The sequence below is a fragment of the Shewanella woodyi ATCC 51908 genome (assembly GCF_000019525.1).
Taxonomy (GTDB): domain Bacteria; phylum Pseudomonadota; class Gammaproteobacteria; order Enterobacterales; family Shewanellaceae; genus Shewanella; species Shewanella woodyi.
In genome coordinates this window covers 5,012,007-5,034,611 of sequence record NC_010506.1, presented here as the reverse complement: position 1 = coordinate 5,034,611, position 22,605 = coordinate 5,012,007, and the positions used below count along the sequence as shown (strand labels likewise).

17 protein-coding genes are annotated in these 22,605 nt (G+C 44.2%); 10 read left to right on the top strand and 7 right to left on the bottom strand.

Annotated features, from left to right (window positions below):
* Window positions 1-209 precede the first annotated feature (209 nt).
* From SWOO_RS21225 to SWOO_RS21215, 3 genes are read left to right on the top strand one after another with little or no spacing between them, the layout of a single operon-like run.
* Entirely contained in the window at window positions 210-623 is a 414-nt protein-coding gene (locus SWOO_RS21225) for a type 2 periplasmic-binding domain-containing protein (protein ID WP_012326724.1), read from the top strand.
* Window positions 607-1,779 carry a hypothetical protein gene (locus tag SWOO_RS21220; RefSeq protein ID WP_012326723.1) on the top strand — a complete coding sequence of 391 codons (1,173 nt, stop codon included), beginning with the start codon at window positions 607-609 and terminating at the stop codon, window positions 1,777-1,779. The genes SWOO_RS21225 and SWOO_RS21220 overlap by 17 nt, the downstream gene beginning before the upstream one ends.
* Before the next feature lie 58 nt (window positions 1,780-1,837).
* The gene (locus SWOO_RS21215; protein WP_229377260.1) at window positions 1,838-4,264 is read left to right on the top strand and encodes a putative bifunctional diguanylate cyclase/phosphodiesterase; all 2,427 of its coding nucleotides are present in this window, start codon (window positions 1,838-1,840) and stop codon (window positions 4,262-4,264) included.
* A gap of 77 nt (window positions 4,265-4,341) precedes the next feature.
* On the opposite strand, the gene SWOO_RS21210 is transcribed toward SWOO_RS21215, so the two are convergent.
* The 6 genes from SWOO_RS21210 to SWOO_RS21185 form a co-directional block, all read right to left on the bottom strand.
* Window positions 4,342-5,772, bottom strand: coding sequence for an alkaline phosphatase (locus SWOO_RS21210; protein ID WP_012326721.1), 1,431 nt, complete (start codon window positions 5,770-5,772; stop codon window positions 4,342-4,344).
* An 11-nt stretch (window positions 5,773-5,783) separates the two neighbouring features.
* Complete coding sequence (gshB, locus tag SWOO_RS21205) at window positions 5,784-6,734, bottom strand: glutathione synthase (RefSeq protein WP_012326720.1); 951 nt, start codon at window positions 6,732-6,734, stop codon at window positions 5,784-5,786.
* A 66-nt stretch (window positions 6,735-6,800) separates the two neighbouring features.
* Entirely contained in the window at window positions 6,801-7,532 is a 732-nt protein-coding gene (rsmE, locus tag SWOO_RS21200) for a 16S rRNA (uracil(1498)-N(3))-methyltransferase (protein ID WP_012326719.1), read from the bottom strand.
* Between the two features lie 8 nt (window positions 7,533-7,540).
* Window positions 7,541-8,278: an endonuclease gene (locus SWOO_RS21195; RefSeq protein ID WP_049774500.1), complete on the bottom strand. Its 738-nt coding sequence runs from the start codon at window positions 8,276-8,278 to the stop codon at window positions 7,541-7,543.
* Window positions 8,279-8,424: 146 nt separating this feature from the next.
* Window positions 8,425-9,063 (bottom strand): SprT family zinc-dependent metalloprotease, encoded by a 639-nt coding sequence (locus SWOO_RS21190; RefSeq protein ID WP_012326717.1) that lies wholly within the window; start codon window positions 9,061-9,063, stop codon window positions 8,425-8,427.
* A gap of 17 nt (window positions 9,064-9,080) precedes the next feature.
* Window positions 9,081-10,247 (bottom strand): C15 family peptidase, encoded by a 1,167-nt coding sequence (locus SWOO_RS21185; protein ID WP_012326716.1) that lies wholly within the window; start codon window positions 10,245-10,247, stop codon window positions 9,081-9,083.
* Window positions 10,248-10,698: 451 nt separating this feature from the next.
* Between SWOO_RS21185 and SWOO_RS21180 the strand changes: the two genes are divergently transcribed.
* From SWOO_RS21180 to SWOO_RS21155, 6 genes are all read left to right on the top strand, one after another.
* Window positions 10,699-12,039, top strand: a complete 1,341-nt coding sequence (locus SWOO_RS21180; protein ID WP_012326715.1) for a sigma-54 dependent transcriptional regulator — start codon at window positions 10,699-10,701, stop codon at window positions 12,037-12,039.
* A 165-nt stretch (window positions 12,040-12,204) separates the two neighbouring features.
* Entirely contained in the window at window positions 12,205-12,789 is a 585-nt protein-coding gene (locus SWOO_RS21175) for a hypothetical protein (RefSeq protein ID WP_012326714.1), read from the top strand.
* Between the two features lie 25 nt (window positions 12,790-12,814).
* On the top strand, window positions 12,815-13,879 hold the full coding sequence (locus SWOO_RS21170) for a hypothetical protein (protein WP_012326713.1): 1,065 nt from the start codon (window positions 12,815-12,817) through the stop codon (window positions 13,877-13,879).
* Window positions 13,880-13,934: 55 nt separating this feature from the next.
* A complete protein-coding gene (locus tag SWOO_RS21165; protein WP_012326712.1) occupies window positions 13,935-14,642 on the top strand; it encodes a C39 family peptidase in 708 nt (235 codons plus the stop codon).
* Between the two features lie 8 nt (window positions 14,643-14,650).
* Window positions 14,651-15,367 carry a hypothetical protein gene (locus tag SWOO_RS21160; protein ID WP_012326711.1) on the top strand — a complete coding sequence of 239 codons (717 nt, stop codon included), beginning with the start codon at window positions 14,651-14,653 and terminating at the stop codon, window positions 15,365-15,367.
* Window positions 15,368-15,575: 208 nt separating this feature from the next.
* The gene (locus SWOO_RS21155; RefSeq protein WP_012326710.1) at window positions 15,576-16,886 is read left to right on the top strand and encodes a transporter; all 1,311 of its coding nucleotides are present in this window, start codon (window positions 15,576-15,578) and stop codon (window positions 16,884-16,886) included.
* Window positions 16,887-16,977: 91 nt separating this feature from the next.
* On the opposite strand, the gene SWOO_RS21150 is transcribed toward SWOO_RS21155, so the two are convergent.
* Window positions 16,978-17,889: a LysR family transcriptional regulator gene (locus SWOO_RS21150; protein WP_012326709.1), complete on the bottom strand. Its 912-nt coding sequence runs from the start codon at window positions 17,887-17,889 to the stop codon at window positions 16,978-16,980.
* A 120-nt stretch (window positions 17,890-18,009) separates the two neighbouring features.
* Here SWOO_RS21150 and SWOO_RS21145 point away from each other — a divergent pair, with 120 nt between their 5' ends.
* Window positions 18,010-22,566, top strand: a complete 4,557-nt coding sequence (locus SWOO_RS21145) for an ATP-binding protein (RefSeq protein WP_012326708.1) — start codon at window positions 18,010-18,012, stop codon at window positions 22,564-22,566.
* The last annotated feature ends 39 nt before the right edge of the window (window positions 22,567-22,605 follow it).

Sequence of the window (22,605 nt, the reverse complement as noted above, 5' to 3'; positions counted from 1 at the left end):
TACCTTTTTATAGGTTGAAGGAAGTTGAAGAGTTTTGAATATGATTGAATGAGATAAAAACTAAAATAGATTATGTAAATATTCAAGCGACATAGGATTTCTTTGCCTAAGCTTTAGTTGAGAGCGATTAAGAACTGGCTAAAGTATGTGTTGGTATTAGGTAAGGCCATGGAGTTTATGGCGAACGTATTAATGTAGGAGACCCTTGAATGCGCCTATTGGCTACATGGATGTTACTGTTTTACCTTTTCTGTGCCCACTCGATTGCGGCACAAGTGATAGTGAACGATTCTGCAGTTGATTTTCCCCTTCCCGCAAAAGAGCTAAGGCTCATCTTTTCTATGCAGAAAACTTATTGGCCAGATGGTAATAAGATCCATGTTTTCATCCTTCATCCAAGTTCAGAGCTACATAAGGAGTTCTGCTTTCAGCAGCTGGATATGATGCCCTATATGTTGCAAAGGCGCTGGGACCGTTTGGTCTTTTCCGGCACAGGGGAGAGACCGCAAATTTTAAGATCTGAGGCTGAGATGAAACAGTTAATTTTACAAACTCCAGGTGCTATCGGTTACATCAGTAATACGGCATCAGTAACGGGAGTTTTGTATGTCTATACTCGTTAGGTTCTTTGCCTCACTTATTTTACTCAGTACATGGTCAATAGCCTCTGCATCGGAACTGCAGTTTAATGGCTTTATAGGACAAGGAGCTATGGTTGCCGATGATACCCAGTTTATAGTGGGGAGTGATGATCATGCTTTCGATATTACTGAAGCAGCTTTTGGTGTTTCATGGAAGCCAATGGAGCACTTTAGAGTTGCCAGTGCACTTAGTTTTAGGCAGTGGGGGGAGCTCTACGATTCAAAGGTGAAGTTTGACTATCTATTCGCTGAATATACCTATCATTTTGGTGATGAAACTTTGGGGGTTCGCGGAGGTTTATTTAAAAATGAAGCGGGCTTTTACTCTAGTACCCGTGATGTGCCCTTTACTCGCCCCAGTATCATGTTGCCTCAGTCAATATATAGTGACTATTTCAGGGATGCTCAACTGCACATAGAGGGAGGCGATCTATTTGGTGTACATCAAATCTTTGATGGGACACTGGATTGGCACCTTGCTTTTGGGAAAGTGGATGTTACTGAAGATTTAGAACGTAATGTTATGGGGGGAACTGAATTAGGGGAGTTCGATTCTGAGCATTATTATGCTGCCGATATAGAGTTTCAAAATAACTATATGCGTCTGGGGGTAACCTATTATGATGCAGAGGTGAGTTACGCCGCTCCAATGAGTGGCAATTACTTTCCTGGAGATATTCAGTTGATCAATTGGGTGTTCTCCGGACAGTTTAGATATCAGAACTTTGAGTTAACCGGTGAGTACTTAACTGGTGATAGGATTATTAATGGCTTGGTTTTTCCTGAACAGTTTGGTGAGCTTAAGGAGCCGAGTTTAGGTTATTACCTAGATTTTCGTACCTATCTGCCCCATGAGGTAGAGCTATTTATTCGATTCGATAAACATATTGATAATGCTGATGATAAAGATGGGCAGGATTATGAGAATAGTACAGGTATTCCTGCCTATTTTGCTTATTCCAATGACTGGACCATAGGAGCACGTTGGTTTCCCAGTCATGATTGGCTTTTAGCGGTAGAGTATCACCAAGTTGAAGGAGCCTCTTGGGTCACTCCTGTGGTATACCCCAACCCTTCTGTGCAGGCAAAAAATTGGTCTATGTTTGCTCTGCAAGTATCATATCGATTCCAGTGGTAAGTCGATGACTGCGCCCGACGGTAGAACTTTTTTTGTTAGTCTAAAATGGAAGCTTTTGGTGGCTGTCTTAATGATGTTTACCATCTTGGGAGGCATATTAGGGGCATTTACCTTCCGCCAACTGCTCAACCAGCAGAGTTACCTTCTTGAAACTCAAAGAAATCAATTATCTCAAAACCTTGATAGTGCTATCTCTCTTACCGTCGATAATTCACTGATAGCAGCACAGCAGATAGCCTTATTGATAAGTGAAGAGAGGAGCGTAACAACGGATATAAGCCAATATCAGAAGATGCTGGATAATCGATGGCCTGATATTCAGCTCTATTGGGAGTTAGGCTCTATGCGTCTAATGTCTCCCTCTGGAGAGGTGTTAGCCCATGCAGGAAAAGTGATTGATTCCGAAGACCTTCAATGGTTTGAGACAAGTCCTGTTAGTGTCGAGCCACATTGGCGGATAGTTTGTCATCATGAATGTGTTATTCAAGTATTAGTGCCAAATTTAATTAATGGCGATCCCTTCTTGCTATTTTTGGAGTTAGAACTCACGGATATTTTGTCAATATTTAGGGTTAATGAAACCTTTGAGCTAGCTGTGTTAGGCCCCAAGTTAGATGTTCCCGTAGGTCGTAATTATTGGGCTAGAGAGCTATATAGCTTAAGTAATAAACGTACTAGCCTTCCCCTATTAGAGCAAGCGGCTGAATATTTCTCATGGGAACACATTGCCAATAAAGGTGGGGTTTATGAAGTTAATAATGAGTATTCCGCTATCTGGATATTTCCGTTAGCCCAGACCCCTAATTCCCCCTCGATACTGGTGATCAATAATATCAACAGTTGGCAGCTACTCCTGAATGAATTTCAAGAGAGTATGTTAGGCACCTTGCTGATATCGCTGCTCTTATCTGGTTTTTTAGTCATATTAGTGGCCTGGAGCCCAGTGGTTAGTTTAAGTCGACATGCCAGCATGTTGCCACTGCTTGCAGAACATGATTTTGAGATTTTGAAGCAACAATCTCCTAAAAGAGCATCATTCTTTATTGATGAGGTGGATCAGATAAACAGCGCAACTCATCAACTTGCGGATAGACTTCAGCATCTTGAGTTAGAAGTTGATGAGTACACAGCCGAGTTAGAGAGACTGGCGATGCTAGATGCCCTGACAGGCCTTCCTAATAAAGCGATGTTGATGCATGAGCTTAATAAAACCATCGCCTGTGTGGGCCGTATTCATGATCAAGTTGCTTTGATGTATCTAGATTTAGATGAGTTTAAACGTATTAATGACACCTTAGGTCATACACAAGGTGATGAGTTATTAAAAATAGTGGCAACTAGGCTCAACAATAGTGTCAGAGCGATGGACACGGTATTTAGGCAAGGAGGGGATGAGTTCCTTATCTTGCTTAGAGGGATACGTTCAGATCAAGATGTTCGCAAGGTGATCCATAAGATATTTTCTGCATTGCAGCAGCCAGTCGCCTTAGGGAATCATAAGTTAATCGTGACGACCAGTATCGGTGTTGCTTATTGCAAGAGTATGAATGTTAGGGCGGACGAACTTATTAAGTATGCTGATTTAGCCATGTATCAGGCTAAAGACGCTGGACGTAGTAATTATCGTGTCTTTACTGAAGATATGCTGCTTAAAGCGAACAACAAACTTATGATTGAACAAGATATAGGTGCGGCTATTGAGGAGAGACAGTTATCTCTGTTTCTGCAACCTATTGTTGGACTTCCTGATGCAAAGCTTAAAGGTTTTGAAGCTCTTATTCGTTGGTTCCACCCTCAGCGGGGCTTAATTATGCCGGGAGATTTTATACCGAACATTGAAAATAGTGAGGCGATCATCCAAGTGGGAAACTATGTGTTGGAGGAGGGGGGGGCTATGTTATCCCGCCTACGAAAACAGGGGTGGAATGATCTTTACCTTGCGGTGAACCTTTCTGCTAAGCACTATATGGATCCAGGTTTAATCCCCTTGGTTCAGCATATTTTGGCCAAGTACGAACTTCCTCCACAAAGTCTGCTACTGGAAGTGACGGAGGAGAGTGTGATTGAGCAGGTGGATCTGGCTATGTCATCGATGAAGTCTCTGAAGCAGTTAGGCGTGCGTATCGCGATTGACGATTTTGGTACTGGTTACTCATCTTTGAGCTATCTGAAACAACTTCCCTTCGATGTTTTAAAGATAGATAGGTGCTTCACCTCAGAAGTACTCAATGAAAGTGTGGATTCACATATTGTGAGTACGGTAATCGATCTCGCCCATAACTTAGGAAGGACTGTGGTTGCTGAGGGGATAGAGGTACAGGAGCAGGCTGATTGCCTAGCTGAGATGGGCTGTGAATTAGCACAGGGGTATCTCTACTCTAAACCTTTGGATGAAGATAAGATTTTTCAGATTTTGAACAGGATTGAGACGAGTCGGGTGTGGCCTGCAGAGCAGATCCCGCAACTAGGTAAGCTGGGGAGCTAGTGAATGTTTCGGCTTTACTATTGTGTATAGTAAAGCCCTAGTCCCCAGTTGATTGACAGTGTTAGCTTTTAATTGTGTTAGTTATTGAGCGTAGGTGTATCAACGACAGGCTCGTTTACTTCAATGTCATTAACTTCAACCCTCTTATCGATAGTTGATGATTGTTTGACTTGATTCACCACTTTAGCTTCTTTGGGGAGTAGGCTCATCAGCTTATTGGCGATATCTGTGTTGTCTTGAAAACCACTGAAGAGAGTTGAAGCGGGACCTGACGCAAATATTTGTACATCAACTCCAGTGTGCCCTCCAGTTGTCCAGCCTGTAAATGAACGTGTATCTATCAAATTTTTAATAGCGGTAGTCATTACTTCTACTCCCTGCATGCGAGCTAGCGAGAGTTGAGTCTCTTCATTCTGACTTAACTTAAAGCCTAGAGCATCACTGACTTTTGTTTGCCAATCATCGTATTTGAGCGCGCGCGTAGCTATCACATCTGGGCTAGTTGACACACCATTGATGATATCTGTTTTCCAAATATATTCCCCTTCCGCTCCTATGCTTAAGCCGCCGGTATTATGATCGGCAGTCACTAACATTAAGGTATCGTTATGTTGGCGGGCATACTGCTCAACAACCTCAATGGCATTAGCAAATTCATCCATCTCAGCCATTGCTGTCACAATATCATTATTATGCCCAGCCCAATCGATAAGGCTGCCTTCAACCAGCAGTACAAATCCATCTTGGTTTTTAGATAAGAGCTCCAGTGCCTTACTGGTCATCTTACTCAGCTTGTGGGCGCCTCTTTCATTGATAGCCCAAGGTAGCTGTACGTCAGCAAACAGGCCGATTACCTTAGGTGAACTCGCTGTTTCTAGTTGGGAAAAATCAGAAAGATACTGATAGCCTTTAGCTTCGAACTGCTGAATTAGCTTAGCTGGGAAATACCTTTTCCCTCCACCTAGCATCACATCAGTATCAGTATTTAATAGGCTTTTTGCTATCTCATCATAATTTCGACGGCTCTCATTATGAGTAAGGAAAGCCGCTGGCGTTGCATGATTAATCTGTGATGTGACCGCAATACCTGTTGCAAGTCCTCGCTTTTTGGCTTGCTCCATAATGGTTGTTATTGGCCGCTTATGGATATCGACAGATACGGCACCATTATATGATTTAATTCCTGTCGCCAGTGCGGTTGCCGCTGCTGCTGAATCTGTTACATAACCGCTGATTTTAGCCGGATATGTACTGGCGCTGCCGACGAGTAATCTATCGAAGACAGTCTGTTCAATCTCTTCTGTATCAGGGTTATTTTTGTAGTAGCGGTAAGCACTGGTATAGGCAGGGCCCATACCATCGCCAATCATAATAACAATATTCTTAGGAACACTAGGTGTCGTTCCCATCATGGTTAGGCCTGGACTATCGTCATTAGCGTGGGCAATACCCAATAGGGCACTAGATAGGAGAGCCAAACCGGTAAAAAGGGAACGTGTTAGTGTCATTGAATGTGCCTTTATGCCGATTTAATGCGAGCTTCGATAGCATCCATTAGCATGCCTGTAATATCGACATCGAACGCTGCTTGTATCTCTTTGATACAGGTTGGGCTAGTGACATTTATCTCGGTAAGCTTGTCACCTATCACATCTAACCCAACAAATATGAGTCCACGTTTCTTTAGCTCTGGGCCGATAGTGCGTGCTATTTTCCAGTCGCTCTCAGATAGAGGCTGTGCAACGCCGCGTCCGCCAGCAGCTAAATTACCACGGGTCTCACCTTTTTGTGGAATACGTGCAAGTGAGTAAGGCACTGGCTCACCATCAACCACTAAAATACGTTTGTCACCTGAGGTGATATCGGGAATAAAACCCTGCACCATAGTGTATTGCTGACCATGGTTAGTTAAGGTTTCAATAATCACACCTAAGTTAGGATCCTTTTCTTTTACTCTAAATATTGAACTGCCACCCATGCCATCTAACGGCTTGATGATGATGTCCTTCTTCTCTTGATAGAACTGACGGATCCGCTTCTCGTCTCGAGTCACTATGGTTTCAGGGGTAAACTCTGAGAACCAAGCTGTAAAGAGTTTTTCATTGGCATCACGCAGGCTTTGGGGCTTATTGACAATAAGTACGCCTGCCTCTTCAGCTCGTTCAAGCATATAGGTTGCATAGATAAACTCGGTATCGAAAGGGGGATCCTTGCGCATCAAGATCACATCAAGGTCGGCGAGTGGAGTATCGACAGATTCGCCCAGTTCAAACCAGTTGTTTTCATCTTGCTGAACACTCAAACTTCGCATGGTTGCCATGGCTTTACCATTAACCATAGCGAGATCTTTCATCTCCATATAGAAGAGCTCATAGCCACGGCTTTGCGCTGCGAGTAACATGGCAAAACTAGAGTCTTTCTTAATATTGATCTCACTGATGGGATCCATCACTATGCCGAGTTTGATCATCTGTATACTTCCTTCTGCCATCGAGATTCGATGGATATAAATTGGGGTGATTATGATATGGGGACGTTAACCCAAATCTCCAAATCTTAATTGCAGGGCGCTAATGGCTGTGAGTGCTGCAGTTTCTGTTCTTAATACTCTTGGGCCAAGCAGAACATCTGTAAACTGATACTGCTCTGTCATCATAATCTCAGCTTCAGATAGTCCGCCTTCAGGACCAATAAGTAGCCTTACTTTAGGCGATGTTAGCGATAAACCACCGATGCCGTGGGCGGCTCTTGGGTGTAGATTCAATTTTGTTGCATCAGTTTGCTCGGCGCTCCAGGCTTCAATTGTCATTGCCGGCCTTATTTCCGGTACCTGACTACGACCAGACTGCTCACAAGCCCCTATTACTATTTTCTGCCACTGCTGTATTTTTTTCTCTAAACGTTCGCCTGAGAGCTTCACGCCACAGCGTTCAGAAAACAGTGGCGTAATAGTATTTACACCAAGTTCAACAGATTTCTGTATGGTGAAATCCATGCGATCTCCGCGAGAGATCACCTGTCCTAAGTGAAGGTGGAGTGGTGACTCGCTTTCATTAAGCGTTGAAGATAGGACCTTAACAGAGACATTTTTCTTACTGGCAGAGATGATCTCTGACAGGTATTCATGGCCATCACCATTAAACAAGCTGATCTGCTCGCCCGCATTCATACGTAGTACTCGGCCGATATGAGAGGCTGGCTCATCATCAAGCTCGACTTGATTGCCTATTTGTAATGGCGATGCCTGATATATTCTTGGGATTCTCATCTATATTCCTACTCCGCAAGAGATTGAGTTCTTGCTTGTGCGTCACAAAGGTTTTTTACAAAGGGGTTATGATTCCCCTGAGTGCGAGCTATCTCTCTGTCTCTTTTGCACTCAATAGTATCAACTGGATAGGTTTTATCCCATGCCTTAAATAGCTTTAATTGGCTTTTCGCAATTTTTAAACCATATGCTTGTTGCATATAAAGATAGGTTCTCGCTATTTGGCCTCGTGTATAGCTGGGGGGCTCAGCTTTTCTCGATTTAAAATCAACCACCATAGCACATTGACCATACTGCTCAGGTGAGGCGTTCCATTGGCTGAATCGATAATTACTTCTGTCGCCGTTGACCTCACCGATAGCTGGAACTAAGTTATGAAGATCTGACTCCATCTTTTTGAACTGTTGATCTTTTTTACCGCAGTTTTTACGTCCTCCCTCCTGCCAACATTGACGCTGGTGGCCGAACTCCCACGCGGGTACGATATGTTCCCATTCGATTCTGGCTGCACGTTTTTCCTGCTTTCTGACTTGATAGCCACAAGTTTCAAAATCTGTTTGCCATTTCTTTCCATTGATTTTGATATCACAGCCACAGTAAAAGCTGGTTGCCGGAAGCGAGCGAGCATAGATCTCTTTTGCACGTTTCTTCGCTTGGTAAAAGCTGCTTGGGTGAGAGCCTGAGGCAAAAGTTGGCGCAGAAAATAGCAAAGATAGCCCTAAACCTATTAAGAAGGCTGGGCCGATTTTAGTTAACGATTTCAATTTTGATCCCTAAAGGAGCGATGGTGGCACCATGGCTCCAACTGCTGTTGGCAGAGCTTTGTCTGTCTTGAGCGGGATTTTACGGGATGAACGCAGTAAAGCAAAGAGCCTCATTCTACCGATTGGTATTATAAGTCAGCCACTAACTCTCTCTTACAGCGTCTGCATCGGTATTGGGTTTCGCCTCTGACAACCTTGTTGTGGCGTCTGACACTGAGGTTAACGGGTCCACAGTCGCACCGATAAGAGAACTGTTTACCCTCCACCGATTGGGTATTCATACTGTGGGTTGTGCTGGGATGTAATTTAAATAAGGTGACCATTAGTGCTTGCCACTCCCGACCGTGGGGCTTAACTCTACCGTAGAGTTGATGAGCAAGTAAGTGGCAAATTTCATGGGGGATCACTTGCTCAAAGAAGGCATCTTGGTTTTCAGTCAGCAAGGTGGAGTTAAACCTGAGTTGGTTTTGTTGTAGGTGTGCGGTACCCGCACTTTTTCCTCTGAGTTTAAAGTTGATCTCGGGTCTCGGAAAAACCTGTTTTAGCTGTTTTTCTGCTATGTCATAGCACTCAAGAACCCTTAGAGCCACTTGGTTATGAAGTGCAGAGGAAAATGTGTGTGTTAGGTTGAAATACTCAGCTTGATTGGTGCTAGATTTCGCTCTTAAGTTTTTTTTACTTAATGTTTTAGTATTAGAGGGGCGGAATAAGTTAAACATCAATACCACTGGCTCATCTATTAATCGATGCTCGGAAAAACCGAGCACCTTTGGGTTCACCTTGATTATAAACTTGCAGCAGCTGCAATGACCATCGCTTTTACTTGGGCTAAGATCTCAGCTTCCGTCTCTGCATCATAGCCTGAGACTCTAGGAGTATGTATGTGGCCGACAGGGATCTGACTGTTTAGCTGCTGACCGAGCAGGACTGCGCGATAAGAGATCTCATTTGAGAGGTAACCACCGCCAGAGCCTTCAACCGATGTCGCACTCTCTAGCTCTGCTAATGAGCTGGCATCGAATGCGCCTTTCGCTAGCGTAGTGACACTGTGGTTATCGTTCACTTTCCACTTTCCTTGTGCTGATTGCATCGCTTTAACAGGAAGTGAGAACTCAACAAATTCGGGACCATTTAAGTTTTTTCCTTCAAAGAGAGGTGCCAAAGGATTTTGCTTGTTGGCACCTGTGAGTACGTTTAGGTTATCTGGTGCTGCAGCACTTCTGTTACGCCCTGGAAAACGCTCTAAGTCAAAATCATCCCGGCCCATACTCACCGTAAATATCATATCGACACTATTTTCGCGATATACAGGGGTAAGTAGTGACTCTATGAGGCCTTCATCAAAATCGGCAAAGCGGACTGGGATCATCACAGTTTCAATCTGAGCTTTTTTGCCTGCAACCGTAAATAGGTATCCATCTAAGGCTAAGGCAGTCACGCCTGATGGGTTGCTTTGGCCTATATTACGATCGAGGAAAAAGGGATCGAAACCACTTAATAAAATTTTGATTTGTGCGTCATCATCAAATTTAATATTACTGAAACCGCGGGAGGATTTTTCCACGGCATTAAGCAGTATCTCTCTTTGCCATGGGGCAATATTGAACCCAGACTTAGCCGTTTTTAACTCTTTTAGCATAGTAAGACGACTCCAATATAGGGGTCTGTCATCTATATTGCCAGATTGAACATCTCTTACTGCCTGCTGCCACAGTCGCTCTCCTTGCCTAGCAGCCATCTTGGTGACACTAAGTTCATCCGTATCCTGACGATATTGTGAGCTCAAACTATCAATTATGCCTTGATATCGAGCCGTTACCTCAGGAAGTGTTGCTGTGGCACTTTCAATTCTGGACTCTTCAATATCGAGATCAATTTGAGCATTAGCATTAGCATTAGGAAGCAGGCTTAATAGGCCGCTGAAGAGGAGTGCAGTACTTACTCTGTTCATAGATGGTCCATTCGTGAGTTATTTGGTGATTACTTTTAGGGGAAGTCATCACAGTGCGCTTATTCAGTATTCTAATGAACAGTATGCAACAGCAAGCTTAGTATGAAAAGTCGACGCTAAGTGATTGAGCTTAATAGTCACTATTCTTTCAGTGGCAGTCTCATTGCTTAAGAGATATCCAGTTACAATTGTAACTAAATCTTTCAGCGTTATATGCTTTTTATTTAGATGTTTACCGAACTGGTGACTGTAAAGTTTTGCTTTTGCTTTTGGTTGTGAATGGGATTTAGCTGTATTTAAGTAGAAAAATCTGTTGTTGAGGCGTATTTTAGTAAGGCGTTTTCGTTGGTACTTGATCTCAGGGGGACAGTAGAGAGAGTACCATACAAGTCATCTTAACAGGGTAGTAATGGGATGGCTGGACCTATAAATAAGATTTTTAGGGGGATCAATGAAGAACCTTCTGTTAGTCAGTCAACACTATGATGATTGCTTGTATCAGAGTATCAAAAGAGATGGATATCAGATCACTCATTGTGATTTTAAAGAGTTGGAAGGGATTTGTGAAAGCAATCAACATCTGGGAGTCATAGATCTAAGAGGTTGTAGCGATCTTATATTGATCGAGCGTTTACTCGATGGGATCCACTCCCACATGCTAATTGTAATTATCGTCAATCGCCAACAGCTTAAAAATACAGATATCAAAAGAGTAATAGGTAAGTACGCTTGGGATTACCATACTGAGCCTATAGATCACGGAAGATTTTTTAGGATGTTAGGTCATGCCTCCGGTCTTTCTACTCTGAAACGAATAAGCCAATCAAGTTTAAAATCAGAAAATGAATCTATGTTGATCCACTCTCCTGTTATGCAGGCTCTGGATGAGCAGATTAGTCGTGTCGCACCGACCGATATTCCAGTTTTGATCCGTGGCGAAAGTGGCACTGGTAAAGAGTTGGTCGCACTTAACATTCACCAAGAGTCACGTCGTTCTTCAGGGCCTTTTGTTGCCGTGAATTGTGGCTCTATGGTATCGGGGTTAGTGCAATCTGAACTTTTTGGTCATGCTAGGGGGGCTTTTACTGGCGCTGTGGCTGAGCGAAAAGGAAAAATTGAGTTAGCAGATACTGGCACACTCTTTCTTGATGAAATTGGCGACCTTCCGTTGGATCAGCAAGCTAATTTGCTACGCTTTCTGCAAGAAGGTGTGTTCGACAAAGTAGGAGGCACTGGTGCTTGTAAAGCTAATGTTCGTATTTTGGCTGCGACTCATATTGATCTCGATGTTGCGATCTCGAAAGGGGAGTTTAGGTTAGATCTCTACTATCGTCTTAATGGCGTTACGCTCAATACTCCGACTTTGCAACAGCGCAGTGAAGATATCCTCCCTTTAGCCAGACAATTTGTTGATGTGTTTGCTAGGGAGTTTGATTTTCCAGGTTGTCATCTGACCGATGATGCATGCCGTGCACTTCAAAGGCATGATTGGCCTGGTAATGTGCGTGAACTGATAAACCGAGTGAGACGTGCTGTGGTATTAAGCGATAAAGGTAGGGTAAATGCAGCTGCATTGGATCTACTTAGCATTAAAGAGGTAGAGCTGTTGCCATTAAAGGTGTTGAAAAATCAAGTTGAGCGAACGGCAATTATTAATGCAATGCAGTTTAGTAATGGCCACGCAGAGCAGGCTGCCGTGCACCTTCAGATCTCTAGAGCTACCTTGTACCGACTATTGGAAAAACACGATATTGACCAGTCAGAGGAGCTGTGTCTAAAAAATAAGAATTAAGATAAAAAATAAGATTATTAAAAAACAATAACTTATAAAATTGCGATCTCAAAAATAAGACGGTAAGAAATCCGATTCTAACTAATATATTGAAATATAAGGTTTATTTTTTTGGCATCGCAATTGCTACTTACTTAAGTCTACACACATGGATTTGAGTGAAATATGGATATTCGATACTTTGTAGCCCTGTCTATGATGGGACTCTCCCACTCGGCTTACACAGATCAAACGAGCAGTATAGGCTCAGGATCGTTTCAAAATGTACAGGGGCGCACCGCGGTTAATATCGCTGCGGGGGATCAAAATGTACAAGCCAATGCTCACAGCATTGGCCCTAGCGTCACCTTGTTATCCATTCAGGAAAGTTTGTTCAACGATCCAATCCTCGATGAATATGAGTCCATTAACTCCAGCGTTATTGAAAGCCAGGCTTTTGTCGGCGCCCAAGGTTTAATTGGTATTAACCAAGTTAGTGGTAGAGGTAATACCCAAGCAAACTTAGGCACAATTGAACTGGCAACCGTAAATGGACTTGGGTTAAGTGCGCTTGGATTAAGTGATAGCGCTTTGACTCAAGTATCGAGCTCACCAAGTCCGATTTCTGTCGGACAGCAGGCCTCAAATTCAACAGATATCGCTCTTGATAGTTTCTCTGAAGTCCAAGGGATCGTCCAACTTAATCAAATTTCTGGCGATGGCAACACCGCCATAAACCGATTCTCACTGCAGTTGTCCAGTGGGAATTAAATCATCATAAATGGAGATAGAAAAGATGAAAAAACTCACTTTGGTGCTTAGTATAGCTGCCGCAATTAGTGGTTCAACCTTTGTAAATGCAGATGAATATTCAGACAGTGACGTCACTCTGACCAAAACTGTCAATGTTGAGAAAGACTTAAAATATAAAGGTGTTGTCAGGATCAGTGGTCAGATTGAGGCTAATGGTTTAGGAATGGCTGTGGTTGAAAATAACCAGAGTTCCAGTGGAAACATGACAGACAACAGTTATCACGATAATGATAGTTCCATTGGGGAAAATGCATTTAGTGAAGCTACGGGTAATATTGGAGTAAACGTAGCAGCTGGTGATAACAACGTTCAGGCTAACTCAGCTGCATTAGCTTCTATTGATGCCGATTTTGCTTTCGGCTCAGGTGACGCAGAGGTATTTAGTCAGCAGTCCAGCGTTTATAACGGCGTGTTCAATTATGGTTCAACCAATACTGCATCGGTTTCTGGCGCTGCATTTGAGGGAGCCTCAGGTAATATCGGTGTGAATGTGGCATCGGGCAATAACAATGTACAGGCTAACAATATGGCCCTGTCATCTTACAGCGGAAACCTAGGGGAAGCTTCAGTCTCTAACGTGCAGATGGCGATGGCGAATGGCACTTACAACATGGGGGTTGTACAGGACTCTGTGGAGTATATTGATGTCAATCTCGCACTTGATGCATCAGGTACCTATGAAGGTACAGCAACCCATACCGGTGCATACTACCCTGAGATCTGGACCGGTAATATTGAACATGACGGTCCAGGTACTGAACCTTGGGGTCATATCGATATTGATGGCGATAATGCAACTGGTGATGAGCGTTTGACCTTTGCTGAAGAGGGAGATCTAGCGCTCGGTGGTACTGTCAGCGGTCAACTACCTTTCTTTATTCAAACTGTGACTCAAAAGACCAACAATACAGCTTCTATATCCGGAACAGCGTTTGCCGGTGCTAGCGGTAATATTGGGGTGAATATGGCGTCAGGTACCAGTAACCTTCAAGCAAACAGCTTGGCTTTAACTGCTATCTCGGCGGCTGGCACTATTATTTCTGAATAATACTCAGGTTAATTTTGGGGGAGTTTACTCCCCCTTTTTAAGGTCAATGATTCAGATGAATATCTTTTTGCAATACACATTAATTGTCGTACTTGTGTCTCTGTTATCTATTCCCATTTTTTCTTTGGTTGCCGCTGAGATGGTACTTGACGGTTTAGTCAAAGGCATGGGGAGTTATAGCAAAGAGATACAGAGTATACGTGAGCGTCGTTTTGAGTATGTGATAGAGCAGAAAACAGACTTTTCATGTGGGGCCGCGAGCCTTGCGAGCATACTTAAGTACGCTTATGGCAATGATGAGATAACTGAGCAGAGTGTATTGCTTGGCATGTTGGAATCAGCCGATATTGATGTGGTTAAACAGCAGGGGTTTTCTCTGCTGGATATGAAGCGATACCTTACTGCCCGTGAATTCAGAGGGCGAGGCTACAACATAAGTGATGAGGAGCTACTGCTACTGAAGATCCCTGCGATTGTACTGTTAAACGACTCTGGTTATCACCATTTTGTGGTGTTAAGGCGTGTAGAGGATGGACTGGTCTATCTGGGAGATCCTGCGTTAGGAAATAGGATAATGGCACTGGATGAGTTTGTTCAGAAGTGGAATCGGGTTGTATTTGTGGTCATTGGTAAAGAGTACGACAAGCAGAACAAGCTGCTGCAACCTCGGGCCAGACTCACTTATCGGGCTTTATCTACCCATAAGCCATTAACCGATGCGGAGCTAATGGAGTTTGGGTTCGCGTATTCAGACATGCTTTAGGAGGAAGGATGAAATATCTATGGATGGCTTGCTTATGTACGGCAGTGGCGGTGCCGCTTGAAGCGTCAGAGTTAAACCTCGACTTTACTAACAATAAGCTTGAGTTGCCGGACGAAGTGTTGGCGACGATGAGAGGTAAGTACACACAAAGTGGACAAGACTACTATTTTGGCCTGCAGATGCGAACTCAATATCTAACCGCTCAAGGGGTCTCAAGGCAGGTACAGATGCAGGTGGAGTTAAGTCTGCTGGGGGATTCACCCGCTGTGGTAGTGAGTATAGAGGAGCCTGTGACTGTGTCTGATGGATCTTCAGTATCGTTAACCAGCCTTGGTCAACAGACAGGCCTGCAGCAGAAAATTCAGATCGCGGGCGATCAAAACAGAGCACTCAATGATATGGATATCGGTGAAGGTAGGTTGCAAGCCCTTGGAGGAGCTCAGTTTGACATAGGTCAAACCTTGATCAGCGGTGATGGCCATGTGGTGTTCTCAACTCAGCCTGGAGGATTGGGCTACCAAGTGTCGTTGCCTGGCGGAAGTGCGACTCAGGGAGTTGTTATCAATAATGGCAATGGGCAGTTAATACAATCTATCAATATTGGCGGCGCTTTTCATGGGGTGAGCAATCAAGCGATGATCCGTTATCAGGGAGTGGATATTGCGAGCCAACATAATCAATTGATGGCGCAGCATATTAACGATCTTATTGTTTTGGGGTTGTAGGCATTTCAAGGGTTAACTCAGGTTAGAGAAAGCACATCGGTAGGAGGTTTAATGAAATTAAAAGGAAAAAATTAACAATGCACAGCCTAGTGCTTAATCAGCTAATAAATATATAAATAACTGACTGCATATAGGCTTTAGAAAATGCCATGAAATATTAAAAAGGCTACTTCAGGGATACTAGAAGCATAGCTAAAGGAATAGTCTGATGAAACTTACAAGGATAAATGCCGGGATTTTAGTTACTTTTTCACCTCTATGCTTACTCACTAACTTGAGTTTTGCACAGGGTGTTGAAGTACAAAAAACAGTGACAGAAGAGCAAGAGATAGCTCAGTTAAAACGTCAACTCATCATGCTTAATAAGCAGCTAAAACAGCAACAACAAGCGATAAACCATATTGCCAGACAGGTTTTGACCAAAGAGGCTAACTTGAAAAGTGGTGATGCCAATCAAAAGCCAGTGGGTAGTAGAGATGCAAGTATTCAACGCCAGCCTGTAGCCAAAGCACAAGTTAGCACTGGAGCTGAAACAGTTTCCAGTCAAAGTTCTACCAAGAAAAAAGCACCAGACAGGGGGCGTAGTACAGAGGATGTACTTCAGGAGGCCCATAATGTGTTTGACCGTCCTCTCACTGTTGAGACCTCATTTACTTACAGTTACTACAGCCGAAAAGATCTGGTATTAAGGGGATTTCTGGCGCTAGATGCGATCTTTCTTGGCAACCTTAATTTAGACAGGATCCGTTCCAATACGATACAGATGGATCTGGTGACTCGTTATAGCGCAACAGATCGTTGGCAGTTTGAGATGAATATTCCCGTTATGTATCGCTGGAATCAATATGACTCTGTTGGCGAGGGGAACTCAAGTCAGCGCTACGAGACCGCAGAAACTGATGGTGGTGAGATTGGTGATATGAGCGTTGCGGCTTACTATCGTTTAGTCAAAGAGGGGAGTGGCTGGCCAGATTTGGTGTGGAATGTCAGGGTTAAGGCGCCTACTGGGAAACACCCTTTTGGTATTCCGCTAGCGTCATCTCCAACAGCCAATTTAACTTATCCAACTGAGATAGCTACAGGGTCAGGAGTGTGGGGGATCTCCACAGGGTTTAGTATTGCTAAGACCTATGATCCTGCCATCGTCTTCTTCAACCTCAATTACGGTTGGTCTCTGCCGGGTGAGTTTGGTGATCTGTCAGGACTTGAGGGGAACTCTCCCGGTGAGATAGATCTGGGGGATTATATCGACTACAGCGTAGGTCTAGCCTTTGCCGTGTCGGAGAAGATGAGTTTAGGCATGAGTTTTAATCAAAGGTTTTACTCTAAAACAAAACAGAGGACGCAAGGATTTGCTTGGGAAGATATTCCGCGCTCAGATACGAATACTGCGACCTTAGGTATCGGGGCGACACTGGCATTGAGTGACTCACTCTCAATGGTGACTAATATTGGTGCTGGTTTAACTGAAGACTCTCCCGATTATCAGGTGAGTTTACGCTTCCCATATCGTTTTTAGAGACTTTGGCATTTTCGTCTCAGGCGCACTAGTTTGTTGCGTCTTTTTTGTATCTGCTATCTATGGGATAGCTATGTTTATAGGAGCAGTATTACATCATTAACGACTGCAGTGACTCATGGCTATTGAAACGTTTGGTAAAAAAGTCGAGAAAAACACTGATATTAGCAGCCAGCTGTCGCCTGCTGGAATAGACTCCATAGACCTTAATTGGCTCAATTGGCCACTCTTGCAATAGGGGAACCAGTGAGCCACTGGCTAGCTCATTTTTACACACAGAATTAGATAGCATGGCGATGCCAAAATCATCCAGAACTAACTGCTTGACCATGACTGCACTATTGACCCTGACTTTACGCTTAAAGCTGACCATGGTTTTTCTAGCGCCTTTACCTAGAGGCCAGATAGGTGCCGAGCGAGAAGTACCCAATAAGATCCCGCTATGCTCCATCAACTCCTGTGGTGTTGCAGGTGTGCCGTTGGCTTTAAGGTAACCTGGACTGGCGACCAAAATAGGCTGTCGCTCCAGAAGTAAGCGCGCCACCAGATCGGATGATTGCAGCGGCCCATACTTAATCGCAATGTCGTAACCTTCACCTACCAGCCCCACCTCTCTGTCAGTAAACTGCACATCTAATTCGATATTTGGGTAAAGACGCATAAAACTACTGCACAAGTTGGCAATCAGCTCCTGACTGAATGAGACAGGGATCGCGACTCTTAATGACCCAGATACATCATTATGGGTATTTTCAATGGTGGCCTTAGCTGCTTCAATCTCATCACTGATGCTAGTACAGTGCTGAAAAAAGAGTGCACCCACCTGAGTGAGACTCAAATTTCGAGTGTCTCGCTGCAGTAATCTGACTCCAAGTTGCTCCTCTAATTGAGCAACCTTACGACTTATGGTTGATTTTGGCATGCCAATTTCACGGGCGGCTTGAGAGAAGCCTTTGGCTCTAACAACCGCTGCAAACAGCATCATACCGTTAAGATCTGGCATATTTTAGTCACTGTCTCAAATATGGAACAAAGCGTCTAAGCTAGTTTAATGGTATTTGACACCTTAACAAAGTTATATTTATTAGCTAAAAATTTTAGAGGCTAAGCAGAGGATCAATTGATGACCAGCAACAATAAGCCCACAAACATGACTCAAGCTCAATCAGCCGATCCGCTTTTTCTGAAAGCTGAGCACCTGTCACAAGACTTTTCACTGTTTCCTGAGCACAGTAAACAGAGTTTATCTGAAGAGATTAAAGGTCTCTTAGATGACGAAGCTATCCAGTCAAATCTTAAAGAACTGGAGCAGCTAGATGTAGATGGTTATGTCGCTCGCGTGATCCAACCTACATTGGATAAGAGCCGCCTTGGCGCTAAGCGCGTCATTGCTGACCTAAAAGGCAAGTTGATTGCCGAAACCCATATGGGTCCATTTTACAGTGCTGAAATTGAACTTAATTTCGGAACGCGTACCCGCCGCTTAGGCTTTATCGCCCAAGAGCGTACAACGGGTAATGGCGCTTGGTTGCCAGAGCACCACCTCGCAGCTTGTAAGGCTATCCGTCAGTATGCTGAATTGGCGATGCCAATTATCTACCTTATCGACACCCCCGGTGCGGATGCTGGTGAGATTGCCAATAGCCAGAACCAAGCGCACAGCATCTCTAAAGCGATTGCTGAAAGTGCTAACGTTGACGTACCGACAGTCGGTATCGTGATTGGTGCTGGTTACTCAGGTGGCGCTATCCCATTAGCAGCAGCTAACATTCTACTTTCATTGCGTGATGGTATCTTCAACACCATTCAGCCACAGGGTTTGCAGAGCATTGCTCGTAAGTACAACCTCTCTTGGCAGGAGTGTGCAAAATCTGTTGGTGTATCACCTGAAGAGCTATACACATCTGGTTGTATCGACGGCATCATCGATTTCTCTCCATCTGATAAAGATGAGCGTCAACATAATCTACGTCGTGCAATCATTAGCAGTGTTGAAGCTGTTGAGCAGGCTGCTATTCAGTTTGTGCGTGAGTCTGACGACCTGCGTGAACACTATGACCGCAGTCTAAGCCGCTTCCTAAGTCCCTCTAAAAACCTAGCGGCGCTAGAGGATCATGCTGAGCTGGCTGTAGCGAATAACCCGACTATGCACCTTAACCTGTTTGGTAGTGCATATCGTTACTTGCGTTACCTGACGCTACGTAGCCGTATTCACTCTATCTCTCAAGAACAGTATGGTCGTCTGTCTAAGGTCAGCGTACCTGAAGGTGATCTGCTGGCTCGTATTCAGCAGGAGCAAGATCGTGTCTTTCAGTCTTGGTTATCAAGCCCAGATAAACTGGTTTACGATGAAGAGCTAAATAAGCTGTGGGGCAACTTCACCGCTAAGCGTGATGAGGTTTCTACAGAGCGTAATATGCTAACTCGTTTGATTTTGGGTGAACCAAAAGAGAACTACAAAAAAGCACGTAAGGCGCTGTTATTTAACATCGGTTGGTCTTTATACCACCGCTGGAAAGGCAACGCTGAGAACAACTTTAAAGGGCTTATTCAGTACCTTGAAACCTTGCCACCAGAAGTCACTCAAGCCGATTGGCCTGAGCTGAACCAGCTGACTGTACTTGATGTGGTTATTCACGATGAGCTTCGTGAAGACTTTATCTGGCAGTGTTACAACATCCTTATCTTTAACGCACTTTATGACAATGTTGTGGGTAACCTAGCGTCAATCGCTAAGGAAGCAATGATGTCTAAGAGCTTGTCTCGTGCATCTGTCGATAACTTGCTTCATGACTCTATTGACCGTGCGATTTCGACTCAAGATACGGCTAACGATAAAGGTAAGTTCTACAAGTGGCTGAAGTTCTTTATGTCTCAGTCAAACCGTGCTGAGCTGCTAACTAAAACTGAGCAGTGGAAGAGTGTTGGTTTCCCTCAGTTAAATGACAGTCTGTTCGTTATCTTGACCTACTTCTTTGAGCGCTTACTGCCTGAGTATTTCGACAGTGAAAGCGAAGACAATGAGTACACAGGTGCAATCAACCCTGTGCGTATCGGTCGTCGTAAAGATTTCTGGAACCGTCTCACCATGGGCTATCAGGATCTGTTGATCCAGAAAGTGCTACGTGATGAGAAGCGCAGCGGTAAGATGAGTTGGGAAAATATCACCAACAAGTTCTTCACCGACTTCGAAGAGTTTAATGGCGACAAGATGTCTGCCAACTTGCTTAACTTCCCAGGTTTTAGACTCTCTATCGAAGATGCACTCGATAAAGGTATCCGTCCTTGTGGTCTTATCACAGGTATGGCTGATTTTGAGCAAGATGGTCAGCAGATGAAAGTCGGTGTTGCGGTATCAAACACTGCATTCCAGGCGGGTGCATTTGATATGGCCAGTGCCGAGAAGTTCTCTGCACTGCTAATTGAGTGTGCTAAGCGTAAGCTACCTGTTATCTGTTTTATTAGCTCTGGCGGTATGCAGACGAAAGAGGGCGCTGCGGCACTGTTCTCTATGGCTGTGGTTAACGATCGTATCACACGCTTTATTCGTGACAATGAGCTTCCAGTTCTGATGTTTGGTTATGGTGACTGTACTGGTGGTGCTCAGGCGAGTTTTGTGACTCACCCACTTGTGCAAACTTACTACCTGTCTGGTACTAACATGCCGTTTGCTGGTCAAATGGTTGTTCCTGCGTACCTGCCATCGACAGCGACTCTGTCTAACTATTTGTCAAAAGTGCCAGGTGCGATGAATGCGCTGGTTACTAACCCGTTTAGTGACACCATTGATGAGCAGCTAGCGGGAATTGATCCGCTTATGCCTAAACCAACGGCTAAGATTGAAGAGGTGATCACCAAAGCGCTATCAACCTTAGTGCCTGAGATGTTGGTGGCCGATGAAGAGATTGTCCAAGACGATCCTCGTCAGCTAATGAAGCCTATCAATAAGGTTCTGGTTCATGCTCGTGGTTGTACTGCGGTTAAACTTATCCGTAAGGCACACGACAACGACATCAATGTCGTACTGGTTGCATCGGATCCTGATATGACCTCGGTACCTGCCGATATGCTTAAAGATCACGATAAGCTTGTTTGTATCGGTGGTAACACTTCAGATGAGAGTTACCTAAACGCATACTCAGTACTTAAAGTTGCTGAATATGAGAATGTAGATGCACTTCACCCAGGTATTGGATTCCTCTCTGAGAGCCCGCAGTTTGCTGCCTTGTGTGTTAACAATGGTGTTAACTTCGTTGGACCAAGTGTTCACTCGATGACGACCATGGGTAACAAATCGAACGCAATTAAGACCTCTCAAGCGAATGGTGTTCCAGTTGTTCCTGGTAGTCACGGTATCCTGACTAATGCTGAGCAAGCGGTAAATGTGGCCAATGAGATTGGTTATCCTGTACTGCTTAAAGCGGTACAAGGTGGTGGCGGTAAAGGTATTCAGGTTGTTGAACGCCCAGGTGACATGATAAGCCTGTTCCAACAGACCTCTACCGAAGCTGCAGCAGCATTTGGTAATGGTGATCTCTACCTTGAAAAATATGTCACTTCACTGCGTCACATCGAAGTTCAGTTGCTTCGTGACCAGTTTGGTAACACTAAGGTATTGGGTATTCGTGACTGTTCAGTTCAGCGTAATAACCAGAAGGTTGTTGAAGAGTCAGGCTCGACTATGTTGCCTGAAGAGCTGAAAGAGAAGGTACTTGAATATACTCGTGCACTAGGTAACGCGACTGATTACATGGGTGCTGGTACTGTTGAATTCATCTATAACTTAGACGCGAATGAAGTCTACTTTATGGAGATGAACACTCGACTACAGGTTGAACATCCAGTAACTGAAGCGACCTCTTGCATCGACATCGTAAGTGCTGGTTTTGATATCGCTGCCGGTCGTTCAATTGAAGACTTAGAGCCACAAGATAAAGGCTATGCGATTGAAGTGCGTGTGACGGCTGAGAAAGCGGCACTGGATAGCAATGGTATTTTACAGCTGCTACCACATCCTGGTTTGATCACTGAGTACCAGATGCCAGAGCGTGATGATATCGAGATCATCTCTATTGCTGGCGAAGGTAAAGAGGTATCACCATACTACGATAGCTTAATCGCGCAGATAATCTGTCGTGGTGAAAGCCGTGAAGATGTGATCACTAAGCTGCATGACTACTTAGCCAACAGTGTGGTTATTAAGGGCATTGCAACCAATATCCCACTACTGACCCGTATCTTAAAAGACGGTACATTCAACGAAGGTGTGTATGACACTAACTACCTACCTCGTTTGATGGCTGAGCTGGATATTCCTGAACTGATTGCAGAGATGGAAGCGGCGGCAGAAACTGTGGGTGTTGATACTGCATCACTGCGTGTTGGTGAGAGTAATGAGCTTAAAGTGATGGCACAAGGTGCAGGTATCTTCTACACCTCTCCTGCGCCTGGTGAAGCTGATTTTGTTAAAGAGGGTGACATTGTCACTGCGGATCAGACTTTAGCGCTGACCGAAGCGATGAAGATGTTCTCTCAATTGAACCTAGCTGGTTATAACCGTAAAGATGCTGTGCTTTATCCTGAAGATAAGAAATATCGCATCGAACGAGTGCTAAACAGCAATGGTCAGCAAGTCTCACAAGGTGATCTGTTGTTTGTTGTATCGCCTGTTGATGCTTAAGCTTAAGTTGGCATAGTTTAGCGGGCTTAACTTTGGTTA